Genomic DNA, 24494 nt, shown 5'->3' on the forward strand with positions numbered 1-24494 from the left:
GTCCCCAGTGTTTTATAAACATCTTGGTTTTCTTCTACTTTCATCTTCCTCCTCATATACTTTTCTGACATACCCTCCCCGGAGATCTGCCATGCGAAGATTTCATCCTTTGATTACCGGAACCCTGCTCCTGACGGCAGTCGGATTTTTCTGCCGGATTCTCGGCTTTTTCTACCGCATCTTTCTCTCCCGGACGATCGGCGCCGAAGGTCTGGGTTTATATCAGATGATTTTTCCCATACATGGCATCGCATTTGCTCTCTGCGCCGGTCCAATCCAGACTTCGCTCTCCCGCCTGACCGCCGCCTCCCCGGAAAAGGGACGCGCCTTTTTGCGGGTCAGCCTCGCACTCTCACTATCGATCGCCCTGCCGCTGACCTCTTTGATCTACACCTTCGCCGATTTTCTCGCCGCGCGCGTCCTTCTTGCGCCCGAATGTGCGCCGCTTCTGCCCGCACTCGCCCTCTCGATCCCCTTCTGCGCGATCCATGCCTGCTGCTGCGGGTATTATTATGGGCTCAAAAAAACGGCAGTCCCGGCATTTTCACAGGTGGTCGAGCAGTGCATCCGCATTTTCTCCGTCCTGCTGATCGTCCATGTCTGCCGCACGAACAGGATTCCGATCACGGTGCTGCTGGCTGTCTGGGGGCTGTTGATCGGAGAAGCGGCTTCGGCGGTGTTCTGTCTGTTAGTTTATGGATGCTCGAAGTCCGTTGCCATACTGCCAAATGCAAACACTCCTATTACTCCCCTGCTCCTCCCCCTCCTCACCATGGCACTCCCCCTCATGGCGAATCGCCTCACGCTCAGCTTTCTCCAGAGTCTCGAAGCCATCTTTGTACCGAACCAGCTTCTCCTCTCCGGGCTCTCGCGGGTTGAATCGGTCAGTATTTACGGAGTCCTCACAGGCATGGCACTCCCCTTTGTCCTCTTTCCATCCGCCATCACCAACTCCCTCGCCGTCGTCCTGCTCCCGGCAGTCTCGGAAGCGCAGGCGCAGAATCAGCCGGACAAAATCGAACGCACCATCTCCATGGCACTCCGCTACAGCCTGTACATGGGAATTCTCTGCGTCGGGCTCTTCACCCGCTTTGGTCCAGCACTGGGCGATACCTTTTACCACAACGCCGATGCCGGACGTTTCATCCAGATTTTATCCTGGCTCTGCCCGTTTCTCTACCTCTCCACTACCATGGGAAGTATTTTAAACGGGCTTGGGAAAACGGGAACCGTCTTCATCCACCATACGGTTTCCATGCTTCTCACCCTGTCGCTCGTCCTTTTCGCCATCCCGCGATGGGGGATTTTCGCCTATCTGGCGGCGCTTCTCATCAGCGAACTGGTGCTCGCCTTTCTCCACATCCACGCCCTCGCCTGCGAAGTCCCGATCCGCCTGCCAGTCAGCCAGGGCATTGTAAAACCGGCATTCTGCCTGCTGGTTTCGATTGGGATGTTAGAAGTTATTCCAAACGCGTCTTACCTGCCTCACCTGTTTCCGCCTGTCCTCATCCAGTCCGGTATCCTTTGCCTGCTGTATATAGGAGGACTGCTTCTCTTACATACAGGTACAGTCAAACAATAAATTATATGCTATTTTGCTATATCCCTTAAATGCAATATGTTTAGGTATTTTCTGGCAATTTATATTTTTTTATTTTATACTTATTACATTCAGGGGGATTTACAAAGGGGGAACTTTTTTGAAATACGATATCAATTTTCGGCATTTAGAATATTTTATCAAGGTAGCGCGCCTCGGATCCATCAATAAAGCCGCCCAGGCGCTCTATATTTCCCAGCCGTATCTTGGGAAAATCATGCACGATCTGGAAGAAAATCTCGGCGCCAGGCTCTTTAACCGCAGCCGCTCAGGCGTAACATTAACGCCTGAAGGAATGGAATTTCTGACACATTCCGAAAAAATCATTGACGAAATGGAACAGCTCTGGTTTCAGAAAAAGAAGGAACAAATCAAAATTTCTGATCCGCTGGCTGTCTCCATGACACGTTTTTCTCATATCATGGAAAGTTTCAGTGAAATAGTCCTGCGTCACCGCGATCAGCCATCCTTCTCCCATCGACTGTATGAAGGCAATTCAGACGAAGTCATCGAGGATGTGGTATCCGGGCGTGTCGATGTAGGCGTGTTTCATTTTGACAGCCGCAAACGGCGTGAAATGGAGGCCTTGCTCGAATCAAAAGGGCTGGAATACCATTTTCTTGCCAACATCGAACCACACATTATCATTTCCCGCAAACATCCGCTTCTGCTGCAACAGAAACCGGTCAACCTGCACACACTGGCAGAGTACGGCTTTCTTTGGTATCTTGGACAATGCGATGATTATATTTACCAGCTTCTCTCCGAAGGGGATCAGGATGCAGAAAAAATGCGCTCGAAAATCACCTATCTTTCCAGCCGCGCCACCCTGATGTACATGATCTCGATCAGTGACTGCTACAGCATCGGCATCCACGATTTCGCCAAACAAGAAGCCTCCTACCACTCCACTTCTATTCCGATTCCAAACTGTGGTTTTATGCTGGAATTTGGATATGCAATGCGGAAAGACACGCCAATGACGGCGATCGTACAAGAATTTATTTATGACTTAAAGAAAAAACTTCTCTAAAAAAACACCATCAAAGCTGCCGGACATTCACAGCCGTCCCGGCAGTTTTTTTTTGATCCTTTTCAGCACCTCTTCCCCGTTCATCATAAATATTTATTCATATCTGACATATATATCCCGTTATACCTTTTTGTCATATCCCTTAAAGCTGACACGCATTATACAAACTGTCTTCCCCATGCTACCATACTATCAGAAAGCAACACCGAATAAAAAACAGGAGGCGTTTAAGTATGAGAGATGTACTTGAACAGGCCGTTGCACTGGGAAAAACACATACCCATGAGGGTGCAGTTGCCACCTACATACCAGAACTTGGAAAGGTAGATGGCAGTCAGCTCGGAGTCAGTGTTTTTTGCCGGAACGGCAAACGGATTTCCGTCGGGGATACGAAAGTCCGATTCAGTATTCAGAGTATCTCCAAAATCATCACCCTTGCAGTCGCGCTGGAAATCTGCGGCTTCGACCAGGTATTTAAAAAAGTAGGCATGGAGCCGACCGGCGATCCATTTAACTCGCTGATGAAACTGGAAAATACGGACAGTTCCCCCTACAACCCGATGATCAATGCAGGCGCTATCGTAGTGGCAAGCTGCCTTGCTTCCGAAATCAGTTTCGATACCATGCTTGATACCATCCGGGCTCTCTGCATGGATCCGGACATCAACCTCGACAAAAAGGTTTATCACTCGGAAATGTCTCATATTTCCCGCAACCGGGCAATCGCCTATCTGCTGGAGAGCAAGGGGTACATCGAAAAGAATAAAGATGTGGAAAACAGCCTGCATTTTTATGTCAAAATGTGCTCTCTCAGCGTGACGGCAGAAAGCCTCGCCGGACTGGGACTGATTCTCGCCAACGATGGCATTCATCCAGACACGGGGAAACGGCTTTTAAGCAGCCAGGCGGTTAAAATCGTCAAAACACTCATGTTTACCTGCGGTATGTACGATGGTTCCGGCGAATTTGCCGTCCGGGTCGGCATCCCATCCAAAAGCGGCGTCGGCGGCGGTATCTTATCAGTGGTAGACGGCGAGATGGGAATCGGCATCTTCGGACCGGCGTTAGATAAAAAGGGGAACAGCGTCGCTGGAGAATGCGTGCTTGAATATATGTCACATGAACTGCATCTCCATATGTTTGATCCGCAGCGGCACACTTTATAGCAAAAACAATATGTAAATTGTATGAGAGGGGTATTTTAAAATGGCAGATTTATACGCAAAGATAATCGGCACAGCAAGCAACTATCTTTACAGCTACGTGTTAATCATCCTGCTGGTAGGCGGCGGCATCTATTTTACCATCCGCACCAAAGGGGTACAGCTTCGTTACTTACTTGAATCTATCCGGGTTATCCTGGAGCCATCCGACAAGGAAGATGAGTCTATTTCCGCCTTTCAGGCATTGATGGTTTCCACTGCTTCGCGCGTCGGCACCGGAAATATCGCCGGCATTTCTACCGCCATCTGTTTCGGCGGTCCGGGCGCTATCTTCTGGATGTGGATGACCGCGATCCTCGGAAGTGCAACCGCATTTGTAGAAAGTACGCTGGCACAGATCTACAAACGCCGTGCCGAGGACGGAAGTTGCTACGGCGGTCCTTCCTACTATATTGAAGCCGTTCTGAAAAAAAGATGGCTGGGTGTTCTCTATGCTATTTTCATGATTTTGACTTACATGGTTGGATTTAACCTCGTTGCATCCTTCAATGTGGCAGATTCTTTTAAAGTATACAGTTTCTACAATCCAAGCCTGACTCCGATTCTCATCGGTATCATCCAGGCTGTTATCTTCGGCATCTGCATCAGCGGCGGCGGCAAACAGATCGCTAAAATCACAGGAATTCTTGTTCCGGTAATGGGCGGACTTTACATTGCAGCTGCCCTGCTGATGATTATTCTCCACGGAAACATGATTCCGGGTATGTTCGCAAGCATTTTTGAAGGGGCTTTTGATATTCAGGCTATCTTCGGCGGCTTCATGGGATCCGTTGTGATGCTCGGCATCAAGAGAGGCTTGTTCTCCAATGAGGCAGGTGTCGGTGCTTCCGCTACCGCAGCCGGTTCCGCGGGTGTCAGCCACCCGGTCAAACAGGGTCTTGTTCAGGTATTATCCGTATTTATCGATACTATTGTCATCTGCTCTGCAACCGCATTTTTACTGCTCTGCTCCGGCGTTGCACCGAGTGCAGACATGGCTGGCATGGCATATGTGCAGGCAGCTATGAATAACGTATTCGGCACCGCAGGTGTTGTATTTATCACAGTTGCCCTGATTTTATTTGCCTTTACCACGCTACTCGGAAACTACTATTTTGCTGAAACCGGCATGGCTTATCTCTGCGGCAAAACTCCAGTCAAGGGCATCCGGATTACCCAGAGAGTGATCGCTATCGTGATTGTCCTCATCGGTTCTGTGGCAAGTCTCGGCATCGTGTGGGATACCGCCGATGTTCTGATGGGACTGATGGCAGTCATCAACGTACCAATTATCTTCCTGATTGCCAAGCCGGCGCTCCGCTGCCTGGAAGACTACCGGGCACAGAAACAGGCTGGGAAGAATCCGGTCTTTAAAGCAGCTGATATTGAGTTGAAAGAAGAAACCGATTTCTGGAATTAATAAAAACAAAAATCCGCATAAACAGGGCTGTCAGAATCTTTCCCACACATGGTTTCAACCACACTGTGCAAAATTCCGACAGCCCTGCCTGTATTTTTTCATATCTGTATTATATCTATCTTTTTACCGTTTTATTAATCTGCAGCCTTATTTGCGGTTCTTCCAAATCAAAAACATTCCAGCTGCCAGCAGCACCACTCCGACGGCGGCTCCCACCATCCAGTTCGAAGAAGATATTTTCCCCGATCAATTTTATCGAAATCTCTATTTCTATATCTTATACTCTCATAAATAGCAGATTTCTGTTCCTACTCCTGCTCGTCCTCCTTCAGCACGTACGGCGTCATCTGGTATACATAGTAATTCAGCCAGTTCGTGTACAGCGTGTTGGACATATTTCTCCATTTCAGCACCGGCATGGAAAATGGATCGTTGTCCGGGTAATAGTTGCACGGTACCTGCGGATTTAAGCCTTTTTTCAGATCGCGGTGGTACTCGTTGTTTAACGTCATGCGATCATACTCTGGATGCCCCTGAACGAAAATCTGGCTTCCATCCTGGTTCATCACCAGAAATACGCCAGCCTCATCCGATTTCGCCAGAATCTGCAATTCCGGATGTTTCAGAATATCCTCTTCCCGGTCTTCCGTGTAACGGGAATGCGGGCAGTAAAAATAATCATCGAGACTACGGACCAGCGGGATCTTCCGGTTCAAAAGACGATGTCTGTAAATGCCGGAAAGCTTCGTCTTTCTCTGATGTTTCTGGATTCCATAATGATAATAGAGTCCCGCCTGCATCCCCCAGCAGATATGAAGTGTCGAAGTCACATGCGTCTTGCTCCACTCCATGATCTTCGTCAGCTCGTCCCAGTAGTTGATCTCCTCAAACTCCATATTCTCCACCGGCGCACCGGTAATAATCATACCATCAAAGCGCTTGCGGCGGATCTCGTCAAACGTCACATAAAACTTATTCAAATGCGTCTGCGATGTATTTTTCGAAACGTGCGTTTCCAGCATCAGGAATGAACAGTCCACCTGCAGCGGCGTATTCGAAAGTGCCCGCAGAAGCTGCGTCTCCGTATCCTCCTTGATCGGCATCAGATTCAGAATCAAAATCTCAAGCGGACGAATATCCTGGCTCATCGCCCGATCCTCATCCATCACAAATATATTCTCCGATTCCAAAATTGCCTTAGCAGGAAGATCCTTTTGTATTTTAATTGGCATGGTTATATATCCCCTTTTTATATAAAATTCGTTTGAATTTTAGGATTCTATTATATACCGATATGATTCATTTCTACTTACAATAAAAACTATATCAGCATTCCTAATCATAACACAAGCTGCAAAAAAAAGCCAGCTAAACACTGTCTGGCGTCCGGCTTTTTCACCTCTCTTATAGCTTCAAAAACTCCTCCTCCGAAAGAATCGGCACCCCCAATTCCCGCGCCTTCTTATTCTTCGAGGACGACGACGCCACATCATTATTGATCAGATAATTCGTCTTGGACGTCACGCTTCCGGTCACTTTGCCGCCGCGGCGCTCAATCAGCTCCTGCAGTTCTTTCCGGTTTTTGAATTGTTCCAGCGAACCGGTAATGACGAAATTCATCCCGGCGAATGCCTCATCTGCACCCTCACTGCTTTCTTCGTCTCCTGCCTCAAAGGTCAGCTCCGCCAGCAGATGATCGACGATCGCATTATTCTTTCCATCCGAAAAGAATGCCGTCCACGCCTGCGCCAGAACTTCCCCGATTCCATCAATCTCGACCAGCTCTTCCACGGTGGCGTGGCGCATCGCCTCAAAATCATTTTTAAAATGACGGCAAATCATCTTGGCATTTGCCAGACCGATGCCTGCAACGCCCAGACCGTACACCATTCTCGGCAGGGTCGTGTGGGACGCTTTCTCAGCCGCCGCAATCAGATTGTCATACGATTTCTGCCCGAATCCGTCCATCTCGACGATCTCTTCCTGATGGCGGTCCAGATGGAAAATGTCCGCATACTCATGAATCATGCCGACACCGATAAATTTCTCCAGCGTCGCCTCTGAAAGCCCCGCAATATTTAACGCATCGCGGCTTGTAAAAAGAGTAAAACTCTTGATTTTCTTCGCCTGGCAGTCCGGGTTCGTGCAGTAGAGTGACTTTACATCGTTGATCTGGCGTACCTCCGTCTGACCGCCGCACACCGGACATGCCTCCGGAATGTCCCGGACACCGCTGCGCGTCAGATTATCCGCGATCTGCGGAATGATCATATTTGCCTTATAAACCGTAATCCGGTCGCCTGCCCCCAGTTCCAGCGCCTCCATGATGCTGATGTTGTGGACACTGGCGCGGCTGACCGTCGTTCCCTCCAGCTCAACCGGTTCAAATACTGCCACCGGGTTAATCAGCCCCGTTCTCGACGCGCTCCATTCAATATAGAGAAGCTTCGTCTCCTGAATCTCATCCGCCCACTTGAATGCGATCGAATCGCGCGGAAATTTTGCCGTCCGCCCCAGCGACTGGCCGTAGGCAATATCATCATACAAAAGCACCAGTCCATCCGACGGCGTATCATTTTCCGCAATCGCCTCAGAATACATTTTGACCGTCTCCGGCAGCGTCTCTTTTGTCACCTCATGGTACTCTACGACCTCAAACCCCTGTGTTTTCAGCCACTCAAACTGCTCTTTCCGCGAATTTTTGAAATCAATGCCATCCGCCTTTACAAGGCTGAACGCATAAAAATGGACCTGTCTCTGCGCTGTGATTTCGCTGTTTAACTGACGCACCGAACCGCTGCATAAGTTTCGCGGATTCTTATATTTCGCATCGACATCCTCGATCTGCTCATTGATCTTCTCAAAATCCGAATACCGGATGATCGCCTCACCGCGCAGGATAAGCTCACCCTGGTAGGAAATATTTAACGGCACATTGACGAACGCCTTTGCATTTGCCGTGATAACCTCGCCGATCTCACCATTTCCACGCGTAACCGCCTTGACAAGTGTTCCATTCTGATAGGTCAGGACGATCGTCAGACCGTCCATCTTCCAGGATAAAAGCCCGGTCTGCCCGCCGAGCCAGTCTGCCAGCTCTTCCACGCTCTTCGTCTTATTTAACGAAAGCATCGGTTTCTCATGGCGCTCCTTCGGAAGCGCACTGACTACCTCATATCCTACATTCTGCGTCGGGCTGTTCGCAAACACAATTCCCGTCTCTTTCTCCAATGAAACCAGTTCATCATAAAGCTTATCATACTCAAAGTTGCTCATGATCTCCCGGCTCTCCTGATAATAGGCGCGCCCTGCTGCCCGCAGCGTCCCAATCAGCTCCCGTATCCGTTTTGTCTTGTCCTCTGCCATCTATCTGACTCCACCTTTCCCATCGCTCTCTCCAACTGCCTCTGAATGCGTTTTCAAGCATTTCTATGCAACCTCATATGTGAACCTGCACTGACTGCCAGACAACATTGTCTCAGCCATTCTTCTTTCCGTTCAAAATATCTTCTAATTTCTGTCTCTCTGCCGCTGTCACTTCCCGGTACTCGCCTGTTTTCAGCCCATCCAGCGTAATGTTCAGCATCCGGACGCGTTTTAATGTCTGTACCTGGTAGCCCAGCGCCTCGCACATCCGGCGGATCTGGCGGTTGAGTCCCTGGGTCAGGATGATCCGGAAACTCGTCTTCCCGGTCTTTTCCACCTCACAAGGACGGGTAACCGTATCTAAAATCTTCACTCCTGCGCTCATCTTCCGGACAAACTCACTATCAATGGGTTTATCCACCGTTACCAGATATTCCTTTTCATGTCCGTAACGAGCCCTTAGAATCCGATTGACCAGCTCGCCCTCATTCGTCATGAGAAGCAGCCCTTCTGAATCCTTGTCCAGGCGCCCGATCGGGTAAATCCGGACCGGATAATCTAAAAATTCTACGATATTTTCTGCCCGATCTTTATCAGAAGTCGTACAGACAATCCCCCGCGGCTTATTGACCGCTAAAAGCACCGGTGCATCCTTGCCGGACACCGCTACGCCATCGCACGCCACGCGCTGTCCCGGCATCAGCTTCTGCCCGACCTCTGCCACGCGCCCATCGATCGTCACACGCCCGTCCGCGATCCGCCGATCCGCCTCCCGCCGGGAGCAGATGCCCGCCTCGCTCAAAAAGCGATTTAAACGAACGCCTTCCGCTGGAATCCGGGATTCCTGCTTTTCACTTGGCTGTACTCTCTTGTATGATTTATCATTTTGATTTTTTTGCATTTTATTCATCTCATTTCGATTTATTGTGCCGTAGGATTCCGGCAACCAAAGTATAAAAATTATAACATTTTCGTCCATGGGGTTCAAACAGTTTTCGAAAGAATAAAGAATGTTTCATAGGGTACACTTTCCTATGAAATAAAAAGACCCATAGCACGTTCACTATGAGTCTTTCTTAAACACATATCCTGCTTACTGAATAAACATCGCATCCCCAAAACTAAAGAACCGGTATCTCTGCCGGATCGCCTCTTCATACGCCGTGAGCACGTGTTCTCTGCCTGCCAGTGCGGATACCAGCATGACGAGTGTGGACTCCGGCAGGTGGAAGTTTGTGATCAGGCAGTCCAGAATCTTGAACTGGTAGCCCGGATAGATGAAAATGTCGGTCCAGCCGCTGCACGCGCGGATCGTGCCGTCCTCAGCCGCTGCGGATTCAATCGTCCGGCAGCTTGTCGTACCGACGCAGATGATGCGTCCGCCATTTTTCTTCGTCTCATTGATCATGTTGGCGGCATCTTCCTCGATACGATAGAACTCCGAGTGCATATGATGATCCAGTACATTCGAAACCTTGACCGGCCGGAAGGTTCCCAGACCCACATGAAGTGTGACATGCGCGATCTTGACGCCCATTTCCTGAATCTGTGCCAGCAGTTCCTTGGTAAAATGAAGTCCGGCAGTCGGAGCAGCCGCGGATCCCTCATGTTCTGCATAAACGGTCTGATAACGGTTTTTATCTTTCAGACGGTGTGTAATATACGGTGGAAGCGGCATCTGACCAAGCTGGTCAAGAATCTCCTCGAAGATCCCCTCATAGGAGAACTGAATCAGACGATTTCCCTCTTCTACCACATCAATGACGGTTCCTTTTAACAAACCATCGCCAAAATTAATTACGGTTCCCGGTTTTGCCTTTTTGCCCGGCTTTACCAGCGTCTCCCAGATATCGTTCTCACGGCGTTTCAGAAGAAGAATCTCGATGTGTGCATCCGTTCCCTCCTTGCTTCCGATCAGACGCGCCGGGATAACCTTTGTATCATTGATCACCAGGCAATCGCCCGGATGAAGATAATTGACAATATCCTTAAACACCTTATGCTGCATCTCACCCGTCTTTTTATCCAGCACTAAAAGCCGGGAAGAAGAACGATCTTCCAGCGGATCCTGTGCAATTAACTCCTGTGGTAAATCATAATAAAAATCTTTTACATCCATTCTTTGTGCCTCTTTGTCTTTCTATATCTGTACTTTCACTTTTTATAAATCAATCGATTTTATATCTTATATACTATCAGCCATTTCTCCATACTCCGGCATATCCGCTTTTCAGCTTTCCATACCTTAAAAACTTTATTTTTCCAGCCAGACGAATTCAATAAAGCATTTTAAGGATTTGACGCAGCCGGTTCTGACTCCTCCTGCATATAAGATGCGCCCTGTTTCATAAATTCCACGCGCTCTTTCAGCGCTTCATCCTGCTCCATCGCCGCATCCATTGCTTCATCCGTCTGCTTACTGAGAAGGCGCACATCCTCATTGACCGACAGCTCTTCAAAATACTGCGTCAGCTCTTCGGACATTTTCCCGTCATCGATCTGCCAGCTTCCGTCCTCCGCCCGGATCGCATAGATCCGCACCAGACTCGGTGCCGGTGTCTCCACGCCCGTATACAAAATCTCATAATACACATACGCTGCCATCTCACCGTCCCTAAGCCCCGGCGTCGTATAACATTTCACATTCTGGTACCCGGAAATGTACTGCTTCTGTTCTTCAAATTCCTGACGGTAGTGTTCTTCCTCACTCGTATCCTGTGAGGTAAACAACTTCACAAACGTATCCATATCACAGTCGGAAACCGCCTGAAAATAAGTATTCATCAGCTCTGTGATCCCCGGCTCGCCATTCTCTGTCAGAATACATCCGCCAAAGTCCTGAATATATTCTTTCGTGTCCGGCTCAATCACCATTCCAGATCCGCCTGTATCCACCATTTCTGCCGGTAAGCCATCCTTTTTCCCCAGAATGTTTGTTATTTTCCCGGAAAACATCGCCACCGCGCCAATCAGAATCAATACAATCACCGCCGCAAGCAGCATCACATAGCGGCGCAGTTCCCAATCCGTTCCGTTCTTCCGGCTGCGTCCCGGTTTCTTTTTCGGTTCTCCCACCCGACCGCCTCCTGACTTATTCGATTGTTAATATTATAGCGGTGATTTGGTTACTCGGCAAGCGGTATTTCCGAAAAAAAACTTGCAATTTTCTAAATATTATAGTATCATACAAGTAATGCGTCTGTAGCTCAGTGGATAGAGCGCCGGCCTCCGGAGCCTGAGGCGTAGGTTCGATTCCTATCAGACGCATTCTTAAAAAGCGACAGCGGAGATATCTCAGCCGTCGCTTTTTGTGTTATTCATGATAAAAGGAGGACTCTTTCCGTGGAACTCATACACGTTTCTGGAAATACAGACTGCCTGCTTGGCAAAACAGCCGTCGGCATCTACCGCATCGACGACACCCGCTGCATCCTGTTTGACAATGGTTACTCAAAGGAATATGACGAGCTGGTCGGCTCTCTGAAAGACGCCGGGCTGACCCCGGCGGGGCTGATCGTTTCCCACGCGCACATCGACCATCATGGAAACAGCAAACGCCTGCGCGAAGCCTTTCAGATTCCACTGGCTATGTCGCTTGGCGAAGCCGGGCTGATCGCCTCCCAGGCGGCGCTGGAACGGTATACCAATTATTTCGGGCGCTCCGAGGAGGAAAAGATTTCCATCGACACCGAGCAGCGCTGCCCGGTTGACTGTATCATCCAGCCGGAGGATACTTCCGTGACACTCTGCGGCGTAACCTTCCCGGTTCACCATCTGCCGGGGCATTCCCTCGACCACATCGTCATCGGCACACCGGACGGCGTCTGCTTTGCCGGAGACGCGCTTTTAACCGAAAATGTCCTGCGTCACGTCAAGCTTCCATACTGCGACCACGTCGGTCTGGATCTGAAAAGCAAGGAAGCAATCACAAAACTGCCTTACCAGCATTGGATTTTATCGCACAAAGGCCCATTTGATGGCAATATCCAGGAACTGGCGGACAAAAATATGGATCTTATCCGTCTGCGTCTCGCAGAGCTGGCAAAGCTTTTGCAGAGACCGATGACGCGTGATGAATTTTATCAGGCAAGCCGACGCCTGATCGGAATGCACATCGGTACCTACGACCAGCTCATCCGTCAGGAACGCCACCTGCGCCCATATCTGGAACAGCTGGTGATCGATGGGACGGCACGGCTGGAAGTAAAGAATGACACGATATATTTTTACTTGAATGAATAAACTCTTTCTGCATGAATTATCACTCTTTATAAACAACGATTTTGGGGAATTTTTGCACATTTTCCCCCTCTTGTTGTTATCGTTTCCGAAAATACACACTCGCCACCGCAAATCCCAAGATTCCCGCTCCCATCATGGCGAAGCGGGAATATGTTTTTAACAGCACCAGAATACGTTCCCACGATGCCCCCGCCACCGCGCCGGCTCCGATGAGCACCGTATTCCAGATAAGACTGCCCGCTGTTGTCAGCAGGAGAAACGGCAGCAGTTCCATCTTTGCCATCCCCGCCGGAATCGAGATCAGGCTTCGGATGATCGGAACGAACCGGCAAAAAAAGACGGCTGACCGTCCCGTTCTCTCCAGCCATCCGTCTGCATCTTTCACATCTTCCACTTCTACTCCCAGCCGTTTTCCCCATGCCCCGCCCAAAAATGCATAAAACTTCTGCACGGGAATGTGCCGCCCCAGCTCATACAGAATCAGCGCCCCCAGCACCGAGCCCGCCGTCGCTGCCAGAACTGCCCCGGCTATGTTCATCCGTGTATATGTTGTCATAAATCCACCAAAGGTTAAAATCACTTCCGACGGGATCGGCGGAAACAAATTCTCAATTAGAATCAGGGCAAACATTCCCGCATATCCGTATGAACTTAAAAGTTCCAGCACTATATCACGCATGATATATCGCACTCCACGTTATTTCCACATATTCTATTTATTTTATGCGGAACGGAAAAAATCCAGGCATCTAATTTTCATTTTTCATGCCCGGATTTTAATTAAACCTAGAGAATCATCACATCCCCCACGGCCCCCGTATCCGAGAACTCTGTCCACTCGCACACATTGACCGCGTGATCGGCGATTCGCTCCAGATACTTAGCAACCATCAAAAGATCGACTGCCACATCGGATTTATCCCCGTCTTTTTTCAGAAACTCAATCACTTCCCGTTTTACCCGTTCAAAGAAGGCATCGATCAGATCATCCCTCTGTTCGAATGTCTCCGCCATCTCGGTGTCACGCTCAATAAACGCGTGAATCGCATCCTTTACCATCGTTTTCACATTTGCCACCATGGCCGGAAGATGTTTGCTTACAAGACTAATATCTGCATCCTCCAAACGCAGGGACAGATCGGCAATGTCCGCCGCCTGATCGCCCATCCGCTCCAGATCGGTCACAACCTTCAGCGCCGTCGAGATATGGCGCAGATCACTGGCAACCGGCTGCTGCTTTAACATCAGCGTCAGGCAGTGTGTCTCGATCTTTCGCTCCATATTGTCCACATCGCGGTCGCCTTTGATAACCTTCTGTGCCAGCTCTTCATTATGCTCGGTAAGCGCTTGAAAACTACTGTCAATCGCATCCTGCACCATCTGGCTCATCGCGTTCAATTCCTGATTCAGCCCTTCTAACTCCTGTATAAATGCCTCTCTCGTCGCCATCCCGTATCTCCTCTCCATCTCCCCTGTTTTCTGCCCAGAAATTTTCCACTTCTGAACAGTAAACTGATTTTCTACTTATTTTTAAATCCTCAATCTTACGCCTATCATCCAAACCGTCCGGTAATATAGTCTTCCGTCTTCTTCTCCCGCGGATGCGAGAACAGATCCGTCGTCGGTGCATACTCGACTACCTCTCCCACCAGGAAAAATGCCGTATAGTCCGCAATACGGGTCGCCTGCTGCATATTGTGAGTAACGATGACAACGGTATAATTCTTCTTAAGCTCGCCCATCAGATCCTCGATTTTCAGCGTGGAAATCGGGTCCAGTGCCGAGGTCGGCTCATCCATCAGGAGAATCTCCGGCTCAACCGCCAGCGCACGCGCGATGCAGAGACGCTGCTGCTGTCCGCCGGAAAGTCCCAGTGCAGAACGTTTCAGGCGATCCTTGACCTCATCCCACAAGGCCGCGCCGCGCAGACTCTTCTCCACAATCGCGTCCAGCTCTGCTTTTCCCTTAATGCCGTGAATCCGCGGTCCATACGCGATATTGTCATAAATACTCATCGGAAATGGGTTCGGCTGCTGAAATACCATGCCGACCTTCTTGCGAAGAAGCGTCGTATCAACCTTCGGATCATAGATATCCTCGCCGTCGATCCACACCTTTCCATTGATTGTTACATTCGGCACCAGATCGTTCATGCGGTTCAATGTTTTTAAATAGGTAGACTTACCGCAGCCGGACGGTCCGATAAACGCTGTGATCTGATTTTCATATATATCCAGATTGATATTTTTTAATGCATGATTGTTTCCATAGTACAGATTCAAATCCAACGTAGAAATTTTTGTCTCCATATCATTTCCTCATTTTTTACTTTATTTTAATTTTGTCACATCAAACCGGTTGGTCAAAAATCTCGTCAGCAGGTTGATTCCCAGCACGATAATCAGAAGCACGACCGCGATTCCAAACGCCTGATCGTATTTTGCTTTCTGCATCGACAGGTAGAGCTGGATGGTCAGCGTGCCGCTCGACTCAAACAGTTTTCCAAACAGGTTTTTCGGAAGCTGGAAGCCGCTTCCGGCAGTAAACAGAAGCGCCGCCGACTCGCCCACGATACGGCCAATCGAAAGGATGACGCCGGTCAGAATACCCGGTGCCGCGCTCGGCAGCAGGATCGTCCGGATCATATACCATTTCGTTGCACCGATTCCCAATGCGCCGCTGCGGTAGCTGTCCGGAACGGTTTTGAGTGCTTCCTGTGTGTTCCGCGTAATCAGCGGAAGCACCATCAGGGTCAGCGTGAAGGATCCGGTCAGAACCGAATAGCCCAGCTTCAGCGTCATTCCGAAAAAGACCATACCGAACAAGCCAAAAATAATCGACGGAATACCGGACAGGATCTCAGTTGTAAATTCAATCGTCCGCACCAGTTTTCCCGGCTTTGCGTATTCGTTCAGATAAATGGCGGAGCCGATTCCGATCGGCGCTGCAATGATAAGGGTAATTACAATGATGTAAATCGTGTTGATGATATTTCCCAGAATACCAAAGGTGCCCTTGAGGGAGCTCTGCACCGTGGACAGAAGCTGCAAGGAAACCTGCGGCAGGCCGCGCACAAACACATATCCCATGATGCCAACTAACAGCGCGATCGCCACGCCAGCTGCCAGATAAATCAGCACTTTTAAGATATTGTCCCCGATGCGGGTGCGCTTCTGGTAAATACTTTTCATTCTATTATCGGTCATTTGCGCCGCCCTCCTTCACAAACATCCGGCTAAGCACCGTGTTGATAAACATGATAAATACGAACAGCACCAGACCGATGGTAAAGAGCACTTCCCGGTGAAGTCCCTCTGAATAAGACATTTCCGCCACGATCGCGGTTGTCAGGAAACGGACGGAGTTAAATGGAAGCGGCAGATTGACTGAACTTCCAGATACCAGGCTGATCGCCATTGCCTCCCCGATCGCACGTCCGCAGCCTAAAACCACCGCCGTGATGATGCCGGAGTGCGCCGCCGGAACGATTACTTTGAAAATCGTCTGGATATGTGTTGCACCGAGCGCCAGCGATGCGCTTTTTAAATGTTTCGGGACTGCCCTAAGCGACGCCTCGCTGATATTGATGACGGTCGGAAGAATCATGATTGCCAGAACCAGAACCGCCGATATCAGGTTCGCACCGCCGGTAAACTGATGCGTCGTGGAACCGGCAAAGATTTTCATTTCCAGCTTATACATCAGGGGATTTAAAATCAAAATTCCTAAGAGTCCGTAGATAACCGACGGAATACCTGCCAGAAGCTCAACTGCCGGGCGGACCACTGCCGCTACCTTCGGCGGCGCAACCTCTGCCAGAAAGATGGCGGTAAACAGCCCAATCGGAACACCGATCAGGATCGCCAGAAAGGTTCCGACGATGGAGGTTAAAATAACGTAGAGAATTCCGAAAGACGCCGGATTTCCAGTCGGCTTCCAGACGGTTCCAAATAAGATTTCCGGAACACCCACCTTAAAAAGTGCCGGGGTACCGCTGATAATCATGTATAAGGTAATTGAAAAAACTGCCACCACTGCCAGCAGGCCGCAGGCGGTAAAAATAATTTCCGCTGCCCTCTCTACCGCTGATTTCGTGGCATGGCTTCCAAAAATGGTAAATTTCTTTTCGTGCATACGTCTCTCCTGTCCCGGATTGAACAGCGAGCCGCTTTCGGTCAAAGCAGAGTTTCCTTTCTGCGGCTTGACTGCAAGCGACTCGATATTATTTGAATCTATTCAATATTATGTATATTCGTGAATTTCTGATTTTTCTATCCTTACCGGTTTTCACCGGTAATTTTATCCACATTCACAAATTCCGATGCAGTTTCTTACTTCGTAGTAATCAGGCCTACAGATTTAATCAGGTCATCGCCTTCTGCAGAGTATACATAGTCAAACAGCGCCTGTACCAGCTCGTTCTGCTCAGAAATTTCTCCCTTGGTTGCCATAACGAATGGACGGCTTAAGAAATAGCTGCCTGCCTTGATGTTCTCCTCCGTCGGCTCTACATCATCCAGTTTAACTGCCTTAACGGTATCATCGACTACATCCAGGGAAACGTATCCGATGGAACCCGGTGTAGATGCTACTTTTGCCATAACTGCACCGGTGGAATCCAGCTCGTTTGCATATTTGCAGGCATCTTCCAGACCCAGAAGCTCCTCAAATGCGCCTCTTGTACCGGAACCTGCTTCCCGTCCGACTACGACAATCGGCATATCGCTGCCGCCTACATCCTTCCAGTTTGTGATGCTTCCGTCGTAAATGCCGGTCAGCTCGTCCTTGCTCAGACCATCTACAGCGTTGGACGGGTCAACGACAACGGCGATACCATCGATGGCTACGATATTTTCAACAGCACCTTTTGCTTTCTCATCATCCTTTAATGCTCTGGAAGAATCACCGACATCACACTGACCTGCCAGCACGGACTCGATACCTGCGGAAGAGCCGGTAAATTCAGCCTGTACAGTCACGTTCGGATATTTCTCCATGAACGTTTCTGCCAGTGCATTTGCAAATTTTTCCATTGAAGTGGAACCTGCCAGGGTAATAGAACCACTCAAATTTTTTGCATCTGCGCTGTTCTCGGTTGTATCTGCTGCTGCACCACTTTCAGCTGCGCTGCTATCTGCGCTTGTGTCTGCTGCACTTGTATTTGTATTGCTGGAACCACATCCTACCATTCCAGTTGCCAGAACGGCTGCTCCTAATACTGCGATTGTTTTCTGAACATTTTTCTTCATAATAAAATTCCTCTTTCCTCTCTCTTTTTTCTCTCAGAGTTTTTTATCCTTGATTTCTTACAGTACGCAGTATAAAAGATTCCTGGATTTACAGAAATCATGTTTTGGTATCGTTTATGTAAAATTTGGGTAATTTTTGTGGGAGTGAATGTAAGATATGGTTTCTGATCTGCTCTGTTTCTCTCCATGATCCGAAACGCCGCCGGACATCTCTTCGGACTTTGCTTGAAAGCCCGGGCAGAGATCGCCGGCGGCGTGATTCTGATTTTTATACTGAGTTTCATTCTGCTCTCAAACAAGGCAGGTGAATTTCCCCAGACATCCTACTTCAGAACAACCTTCTTAAAGTTTTTCTTACCTCTCTTGACAACCATTCCTTCGCCGGAAAGCTGATCCTTCGTAAAGACTGCCTTAACATCCTTTACCTGGTTTCCGTCTACAGATACGCCGCCCTGCTCGACATTTCTTCTTGCCTCGGAACGGGATGGAGCCAGGCCGGATTTCTGCAGGATGGAGAGAATATCAATCTCATCACCGTTGAAATCATCCTCAGTCAGCTCATAAGTCGGCATATTCGCTGCATTTCCGCTGGAAAACAGTGCTTTCGCTGCTGCCTGTGCCTTCTCAGCCTCTTCCTCGCCGTGTACCAGCTTGGTCAGCTCGTAAGCCAGGATCTCTTTTGCAGTATTTAACTGGCTGCCTTCCCATTTATCCATCTCATCGATCTGCTCAAGCGGCAGGAAGGTCAGCATACGCAGGCATTTTAATACGTCCGCGTCAGCGACGTTTCTCCAGTACTGGTAGAACTCGAACGGGGAGGTCTTGTTCGGATCCAGCCATACAGCGCCGGACTGGGTCTTGCCCATCTTCTTGCCCTCGGAGTTTAACAGCAGGGTGATGGTCATCGCGTGTGCGTCCTTGCCAAGCTTTCTGCGGATCAGCTCGGTACCGCCTAACATATTGCTCCACTGATCGTCGCCGCCGAACTGCATGTTGCAGCCGTATTTCTGGTACAGCATGTAGAAATCGTAGCTCTGCATGATCATGTAGTTGAACTCTAAGAAGCTTAAACCTCTCTCCATTCTCTGCTTGTAGCACTCAGCAGTCAGCATGCGGTTGACACTGAAATGCGGACCAACCTCGCGCAGTAAGTTTACATAATTCAGATTCATCAGCCACTCTGCGTTGTTGACTAAGAGCGCCTTGTCATCGGAAAAATCGATGAAACGGCTCATCTGCTTTTTGAAGCAGTCGCAGTTGTGCTGGATCGTCTCCGGTGTCAGCATCTGGCGCATATCCGTACGTCCGGACGGATCGCCGATCATGCCGGTGCCGCCGCCAAGTAATGCGATCGGCTTGTTGCCTGCCATCTGCAGACGTTTCATCAGGCACAGTGCCATGAAATGACCTACATGAAGGCTGTCTGCGGTCGGGTCAAAACCGATATAGAAAATGGCTTTTCCTTCATTGACCAGTTTTTTGATCTCTTCTTCGTTTGTAACCTGGGCGATCAGGCCTCTGGCTACTAATTCTTCGTAAATCTGCATCTTCTCTCTACTCCTTTATTAAAATTGGGGGTACAAAAAGCCCCGTCCTCCAAAAAGGACGGGGCAAAATTCCCGTGTTACCACCTTTATTCACAGATAGCTCGCGCCTATCTGCCTCTGCCGGTACCTTCTGATACCGCGACCGGATAACGTGTGTCTCTCACGTCGCAGCCTACCAAATCAACCGCCGCACATTTTCATGCAGCTCCTCCATCGGATCGGATTTCAGATTCTTCGGTGCGAAGCTCCGGGATGTATTCGAATATCCAGTTTACGCGTGCCTCTCATCATCCGGCTGCTTTCTGTGCGCTCCCCTGCGGATCTCTACTTGTTCCCTTCATCGCCTTTATAAGGTTATTGAGTATATTCTGTATTATAAGCGAAATTTATTATTTGTCAAGAGACCTTTTATTTCTTCGCCAGCGCCGTGTTACTGTTCACGCATACGTGCCCGGTAACGGGATTTTGCCGATGCTTCGCATTCAAAATCGGCAAAATCTGCAACCAGAACTGTATCGCATGGAATTTTCAATTCAGAAAATTCCTGCTTATGAACAGTTCCCCAGCATCGCCAGCCCGGAAAGAATCTCCCGCGCCTTCACAAGCATCGTCTCGCAGTCCGTATGTTTCTGCCGCACGTCGCGGTAATAGAACGACGGCACATCACCCGTCCTGAAGGTCAGCGTGCCCTTATATTTCTCCATCAGCGCCGGAATGCCGGAGACGTCCAGATCGGCTTTCTGGTACATCTGAATCGTGATATCCTGCTTCTTTACATCGACCTCCACGACGCCCGCCTGATGAGCAAGCGCTTTTAGATCGGCGATCTTTAACAGGTTCTCCACCGAACGTGGAATCTCGCCAAAGCGGTCGATCAGCTCATCCTGCATATCCATGTACTCTTCCTGGTTCTCAATACCGGAAATCCGCTTGTAAACGTCGAGTTTCTGATATTCATTGCGGATGTAGGACGGCGGAATATACGCGTCGATGTCGCAGTCCACCACCGTCTCGAAGTCCTCGGCTTCGTTCTCACCGCGAAGTGCCAGCACCGCCTCGTTTAAGAGCTTGCAGTACAGGTCATAACCGACCGCCTGCATGTGGCCATGCTGTTCCGCACCCAAAAGATTTCCGGCGCCGCGCAGCTCCAGATCGCGCATCGCAATCTTGATACCGCTTCCCAGCTCCGTAAATTCACGGATCGCCTGCAGACGTTTTTCCGCCTCCTCACGCAGCAGCTTGTCGCGCCGGTACATGAGAAACGCATACGAAGTCCGCCCGGAACGTCCGACGCGACCGCGGATCTGGTAAAGCTGCGACAGCCCCAGCCGGTCGGCGTCGTGGATGATGATCGTGTTCGCATTCGGAATGTCCAGTCCCGTCTCAATGATGGTCGTGGACACCAGAACGTCGATATTGCCCTCGACGAAATCCAGCATAATTTTTTCCAGTTCATGTTCGTGCATCTGCCCGTGGGCGAACACGACGTTTGCCTCCGGCACCAGAGCCGCCACATGGTTTGCCACCTCGTCGATGTTGTTGACACGGTTGTAGACATAATATACCTGTCCGCCCCGCGCCAGCTCCCTGTGAATCGCCTCGCGCACCATCTCGTCGTTGTACTCCATGACGTAGGTCTGAATCGGCAGGCGATCCACCGGCGGTTCCTCCAGGACGCTCATATCCCGGATGCCAATGAGACTCATATGCAGGGTACGCGGAATCGGCGTCGCCGTCAGCGTCAGAACATCTACATTTTCCTTTAGTTTCTTGATCTTTTCCTTATGTGCCACGCCGAAGCGCTGTTCCTCATCGATGATCAGAAGCCCCAGATTTTTAAAGACAACATCCTTAGAAAGGACGCGGTGCGTTCCGATCACGACGTCCACCTGCCCTTTTTTCAGATCTTCCAGCGTTTTTTTCTGCTCGCCCGCCGTGCGGAAACGCGACAGCATATCGACCCGCACTGGGAAATCCTTCATCCTCTGCACAAAGGTATTGTAATGCTGCTGCGCCAAAATTGTGGTCGGCACCAGATACACAACCTGCTTACCCTCCTGAATCGCCTTAAATGCCGCCCGGAGCGCGATCTCCGTCTTGCCGTATCCAACGTCGCCGCAGATCAGGCGGTCCATGATGCGGCGGCTTTCCATGTCTTTTTTGGTCGCCTCGATCGCCTCCAGCTGATCCTCCGTCTCCTCAAACGGGAACATTTCCTCAAATTCCCTCTGCCAGACCGTATCCGGTCCATACTGGTAGCCCTCGCTCCGCTGACGCGCTGCATAAAGCTCGACGAGATCCTTTGCAATATCACGGACCGCACCGCGCACCTTGCTCTTCGTCTTATTCCATTCCATTCCGCCCAGTTTATTGAGCTTCGGCGTCCTGGCATCCGAACCGGCATATTTCTGGATTCCCTCCAGGCGTGTCGCCGGAAGGTAGAGATTACCGCCGTCGCGGTACTCAATCTTGATGTAATCCTTGACGACCTTGTCCTGCTCGATCTTCTCAATGCCCCGGTAAATGCCGAGTCCGTGGCTCTCATGCACCACATAATCGCCGATCGAAAGCTCGGAAAAGCTCTGGATTTTCTTACCCTGGTAGGAGGTCTTTTTCTTCTTTTTCCGCCCCCGTCCGCCGCCGAACATGTCTCCCTCGGTGATCACGACGAACTTAATCAGCGGATATTCAAATCCCCGATGCAGCTTTCCGTAAGTCACCAGGATTTCACCCGGTTTCACGGTGTTTTCGCCCTCATCCGGGCAGAAGGCACTTAAATCATACTCCCGCAGATCGCCCGCCAGACGGCTCGCGCGCGTCCGCGAACCAGCCAGCAATACCACCCGGTATTTTTCCTTCTTCCAGCGCGCCAGATCGCTGATTAAAAGCTCAAATCCATTCTGGTAGGAATTGACATTTTTAACGCTCAGACTGTATTTTTTCTTAACCGTCATGCCGGAGAGCTTCTGATCCAGCCCCAGCAGTAAAAGAGTGTGCGGACGCATTGCCATCGCCAGCGTCTCCTTCGCCGAATAGAGGAAGGAAGTCTGCCCCGGAAGCAGATAGCCACCCTCGAGACGGTGCGACATGCTCTCCCGGAACTCCGTCTCGGTCGTCTCTGCTTTTTCCTTCAAGCGCAGCGGCTCATCCAGGAAAATCGTCAGCTCATCGACTGGAAAATAGTTTAAAAACGATACCGTTTCCTTGCAGAAATACCGGATATAGCTTCCCAGCCCATGCACCCGGAAACCCTCGCGAAGCCCCTCTAAGACCTCCGAGACAGCCGAATCCATCCGGTACGCCTCTTCCGTCTTCATGACATCCCGGAGCTTTTTCACGTATTTCCTGCGGTCTTTCTCGATCGCCTCGGTTCCATCCTGAATCTGCTCCGGCGTCAGCGCCATCTCCGTCGCCGGATAGATCACCGCCTCGTCCACCTGCTCGATCGAGCGCTGGCTTTCCGGGTCGAAGGTACGGATCGAATCGACCTCTTCGCCCCACAGCTCGATCCGGTACGGCACCTCCTCCGTCAGCGGGAAAATGTCAATGATACCGCCGCGCACCGAAAACTGCCCTGATCCCTCAACCTGCGCGACCTTCTCATATCCCATTTCCGCCAGGGCGTGCGTCAGCTTCCCGACCTCGACCACATCTTCTGCCCCGATCGTGAGGCTCCGCTCTTTCATCCACGCAAGCGGCAGCAGATGTTCCATCAGCCCGTCGATCGTCGTGACCACCACGCCGCCGGAGCTCTCCAGGACCCGCCGCATGACCTGAATCCGCTGTTTCGTCAGCAGGTTTCCGTGGATATCCGACGTATAAAACAGAAGATCCCTCGCCGGGTACAGCGAAATATCCGTATCAAAGCACCGGTAATCCTCATAGATCTCCCGCGCCCTCGAATCATCGTAGGTGACAATCAGCTTCCAGGGCGTCAGATCCGAAAGCTCGGACAGCAGATGCACCTTCTGCGAATCCAGGCATCCCGTGACAAGAAGCGGTCCCTGTCCGCGCTGTAAATCCGTCTTGAGATCCTGGAACTCGATCATCTCCTCTAACGGATTTGCAAATAAATCGCTCATTGTGTCTTGACTTCCTCCTTCCTCTCCGCCTTCTGCTTCTCTAGCTTCTCCTTCTCCCCGCGCGCCGCGCCGTTAAAATGGTTCATCGCCGCCTCAACGCCCTCTGTCATCATATCCACGACTGCCGCCGCACCGTCCTTAAACGCCGTCGTCATCGTTTCGGCTTCCTCTTTCGGAAAATGTCCCAGCACATAGTCTGCCAGATCCATGCGCGCCGGCTTCTCGCCCACACCGATCCGCACGCGTGGAAATTCCTGCGTTCCCAGATGGGCGATGATATTTTTGATTCCATTGTGGCCGCCCGCGCTGCCTTTTTTGCGGATCCGGATGCCGCCCGGAACCAGGCTGATATCGTCATAAATCACGATAAACTCCGATGGATCTACCTTATAATAATCCATCACCTGACGGATACACTCGCCGCTCAGGTTCATATACGTCTGCGGCTTTACCAGAATGACCTTATTTCCCTCGATCATGCCTTTTCCGATCAGTCCCTTAAATGCTTTCTCCCGGACATCAATGTTATACTTGTCCGCCAGCGCATCCAGCGTCATAAATCCCACATTGTGGCGGGTTCCCTCATATTCTCTTCCCGGATTTCCAAGTCCTGCAATTACATACATAATTCTATTTCTCCCTCTTTTTCTATAGTATCAAAAATACCAGATTCTTCACTCATCGTCTTTCTCAAAAAGCCAAAACAGACACGACTTTAAGCGTTAAATCCTGAAACTGCCACTTTTTCAAGCT

The 24494-nt window shown here is 50.1% G+C and carries 19 protein-coding genes and 1 tRNA gene; 6 read left to right on the forward strand and 14 right to left on the reverse strand.

Annotated features, from left to right (window positions below; translation table 11 throughout):
* Window positions 1–91 precede the first annotated feature (91 nt).
* From DWV73_RS04865 to DWV73_RS04880, 4 genes are all read left to right on the forward strand, one after another.
* A complete protein-coding gene (locus DWV73_RS04865) occupies window positions 92–1582 on the forward strand; it encodes a polysaccharide biosynthesis protein (RefSeq protein ID WP_117796003.1) in 1491 nt (496 codons plus the stop codon).
* Window positions 1583–1700: 118 nt separating this feature from the next.
* Window positions 1701–2633, forward strand: a complete 933-nt coding sequence (locus DWV73_RS04870) for a LysR family transcriptional regulator (RefSeq protein ID WP_107001280.1) — start codon at window positions 1701–1703, stop codon at window positions 2631–2633.
* 233 nt (window positions 2634–2866) lie between these two features.
* Window positions 2867–3799 carry a glutaminase A gene (gene glsA, locus DWV73_RS04875; RefSeq protein WP_107001281.1) on the forward strand — a complete coding sequence of 311 codons (933 nt, stop codon included), beginning with the start codon at window positions 2867–2869 and terminating at the stop codon, window positions 3797–3799.
* A gap of 40 nt (window positions 3800–3839) precedes the next feature.
* A complete protein-coding gene (locus DWV73_RS04880) occupies window positions 3840–5255 on the forward strand; it encodes an alanine/glycine:cation symporter family protein (protein ID WP_117796004.1) in 1416 nt (471 codons plus the stop codon).
* Between the two features lie 308 nt (window positions 5256–5563).
* On the opposite strand, the gene metA is transcribed toward DWV73_RS04880, so the two are convergent.
* From metA to DWV73_RS04910, 5 genes are all read right to left on the reverse strand, one after another.
* The gene (metA, locus tag DWV73_RS04890) at window positions 5564–6487 is read right to left on the reverse strand and encodes a homoserine O-succinyltransferase (RefSeq protein WP_107001283.1); all 924 of its coding nucleotides are present in this window, start codon (window positions 6485–6487) and stop codon (window positions 5564–5566) included.
* Between the two features lie 172 nt (window positions 6488–6659).
* Complete coding sequence (gene ligA / locus DWV73_RS04895) at window positions 6660–8621, reverse strand: NAD-dependent DNA ligase LigA (protein ID WP_117796005.1); 1962 nt, start codon at window positions 8619–8621, stop codon at window positions 6660–6662.
* Between the two features lie 112 nt (window positions 8622–8733).
* Entirely contained in the window at window positions 8734–9522 is a 789-nt protein-coding gene (locus DWV73_RS04900; RefSeq protein WP_117796006.1) for a pseudouridine synthase, read from the reverse strand.
* A gap of 192 nt (window positions 9523–9714) precedes the next feature.
* Window positions 9715–10740 (reverse strand): tRNA preQ1(34) S-adenosylmethionine ribosyltransferase-isomerase QueA, encoded by a 1026-nt coding sequence (queA, locus tag DWV73_RS04905; protein ID WP_117796007.1) that lies wholly within the window; start codon window positions 10738–10740, stop codon window positions 9715–9717.
* Between the two features lie 170 nt (window positions 10741–10910).
* Window positions 10911–11696 (reverse strand): hypothetical protein, encoded by a 786-nt coding sequence (locus tag DWV73_RS04910; protein ID WP_107001496.1) that lies wholly within the window; start codon window positions 11694–11696, stop codon window positions 10911–10913.
* Window positions 11697–11816: 120 nt separating this feature from the next.
* On the opposite strand from DWV73_RS04910, the gene DWV73_RS04915 reads away from it, so the two are divergent.
* Both DWV73_RS04915 and DWV73_RS04920 read left to right on the forward strand, forming a co-directional pair.
* Window positions 11817–11888 (forward strand) — tRNA-Arg (locus DWV73_RS04915).
* A 75-nt stretch (window positions 11889–11963) separates the two neighbouring features.
* A complete protein-coding gene (locus DWV73_RS04920; protein WP_181986213.1) occupies window positions 11964–12863 on the forward strand; it encodes an MBL fold metallo-hydrolase in 900 nt (299 codons plus the stop codon).
* Window positions 12864–12939: 76 nt separating this feature from the next.
* Here the strand turns inward: DWV73_RS04920 and DWV73_RS04925 are convergent, their stop codons facing one another.
* The 9 genes from DWV73_RS04925 to pth all read right to left on the reverse strand — a co-directional run bounded on the left by DWV73_RS04925 (window position 12940) and on the right by pth (window position 24367).
* Window positions 12940–13542, reverse strand: a complete 603-nt coding sequence (locus DWV73_RS04925; protein WP_117796009.1) for a DedA family protein — start codon at window positions 13540–13542, stop codon at window positions 12940–12942.
* 107 nt (window positions 13543–13649) lie between these two features.
* On the reverse strand, window positions 13650–14330 hold the full coding sequence (gene phoU, locus DWV73_RS04930) for a phosphate signaling complex protein PhoU (protein ID WP_242995745.1): 681 nt from the start codon (window positions 14328–14330) through the stop codon (window positions 13650–13652).
* Window positions 14331–14416: 86 nt separating this feature from the next.
* Complete coding sequence (pstB, locus tag DWV73_RS04935; protein WP_117796011.1) at window positions 14417–15172, reverse strand: phosphate ABC transporter ATP-binding protein PstB; 756 nt, start codon at window positions 15170–15172, stop codon at window positions 14417–14419.
* A 21-nt stretch (window positions 15173–15193) separates the two neighbouring features.
* Complete coding sequence (pstA, locus tag DWV73_RS04940; protein WP_117796012.1) at window positions 15194–16069, reverse strand: phosphate ABC transporter permease PstA; 876 nt, start codon at window positions 16067–16069, stop codon at window positions 15194–15196.
* Complete coding sequence (gene pstC / locus DWV73_RS04945; protein ID WP_022359893.1) at window positions 16059–16997, reverse strand: phosphate ABC transporter permease subunit PstC; 939 nt, start codon at window positions 16995–16997, stop codon at window positions 16059–16061. The genes pstA and pstC overlap by 11 nt, the downstream gene beginning before the upstream one ends.
* 197 nt (window positions 16998–17194) lie before the next feature.
* The gene (locus tag DWV73_RS04950) at window positions 17195–18112 is read right to left on the reverse strand and encodes a phosphate ABC transporter substrate-binding protein (RefSeq protein WP_117796013.1); all 918 of its coding nucleotides are present in this window, start codon (window positions 18110–18112) and stop codon (window positions 17195–17197) included.
* A gap of 323 nt (window positions 18113–18435) precedes the next feature.
* Window positions 18436–19659 (reverse strand): tyrosine--tRNA ligase, encoded by a 1224-nt coding sequence (gene tyrS, locus DWV73_RS04960; protein WP_117796015.1) that lies wholly within the window; start codon window positions 19657–19659, stop codon window positions 18436–18438.
* A gap of 548 nt (window positions 19660–20207) precedes the next feature.
* Window positions 20208–23741: a transcription-repair coupling factor gene (gene mfd / locus DWV73_RS04965; RefSeq protein WP_117796016.1), complete on the reverse strand. Its 3534-nt coding sequence runs from the start codon at window positions 23739–23741 to the stop codon at window positions 20208–20210.
* Window positions 23738–24367, reverse strand: coding sequence for an aminoacyl-tRNA hydrolase (gene pth / locus DWV73_RS04970; RefSeq protein WP_117796017.1), 630 nt, complete (start codon window positions 24365–24367; stop codon window positions 23738–23740). The genes mfd and pth overlap by 4 nt, the downstream gene beginning before the upstream one ends.
* Between the last annotated feature and the right edge of the window lie 127 nt (window positions 24368–24494).

The sequence above is a fragment of the Clostridium sp. AF12-41 genome (assembly GCF_003461685.1).
Taxonomy (GTDB): Bacteria; Bacillota; Clostridia; order Lachnospirales; family Lachnospiraceae; genus Otoolea; species Otoolea fessa.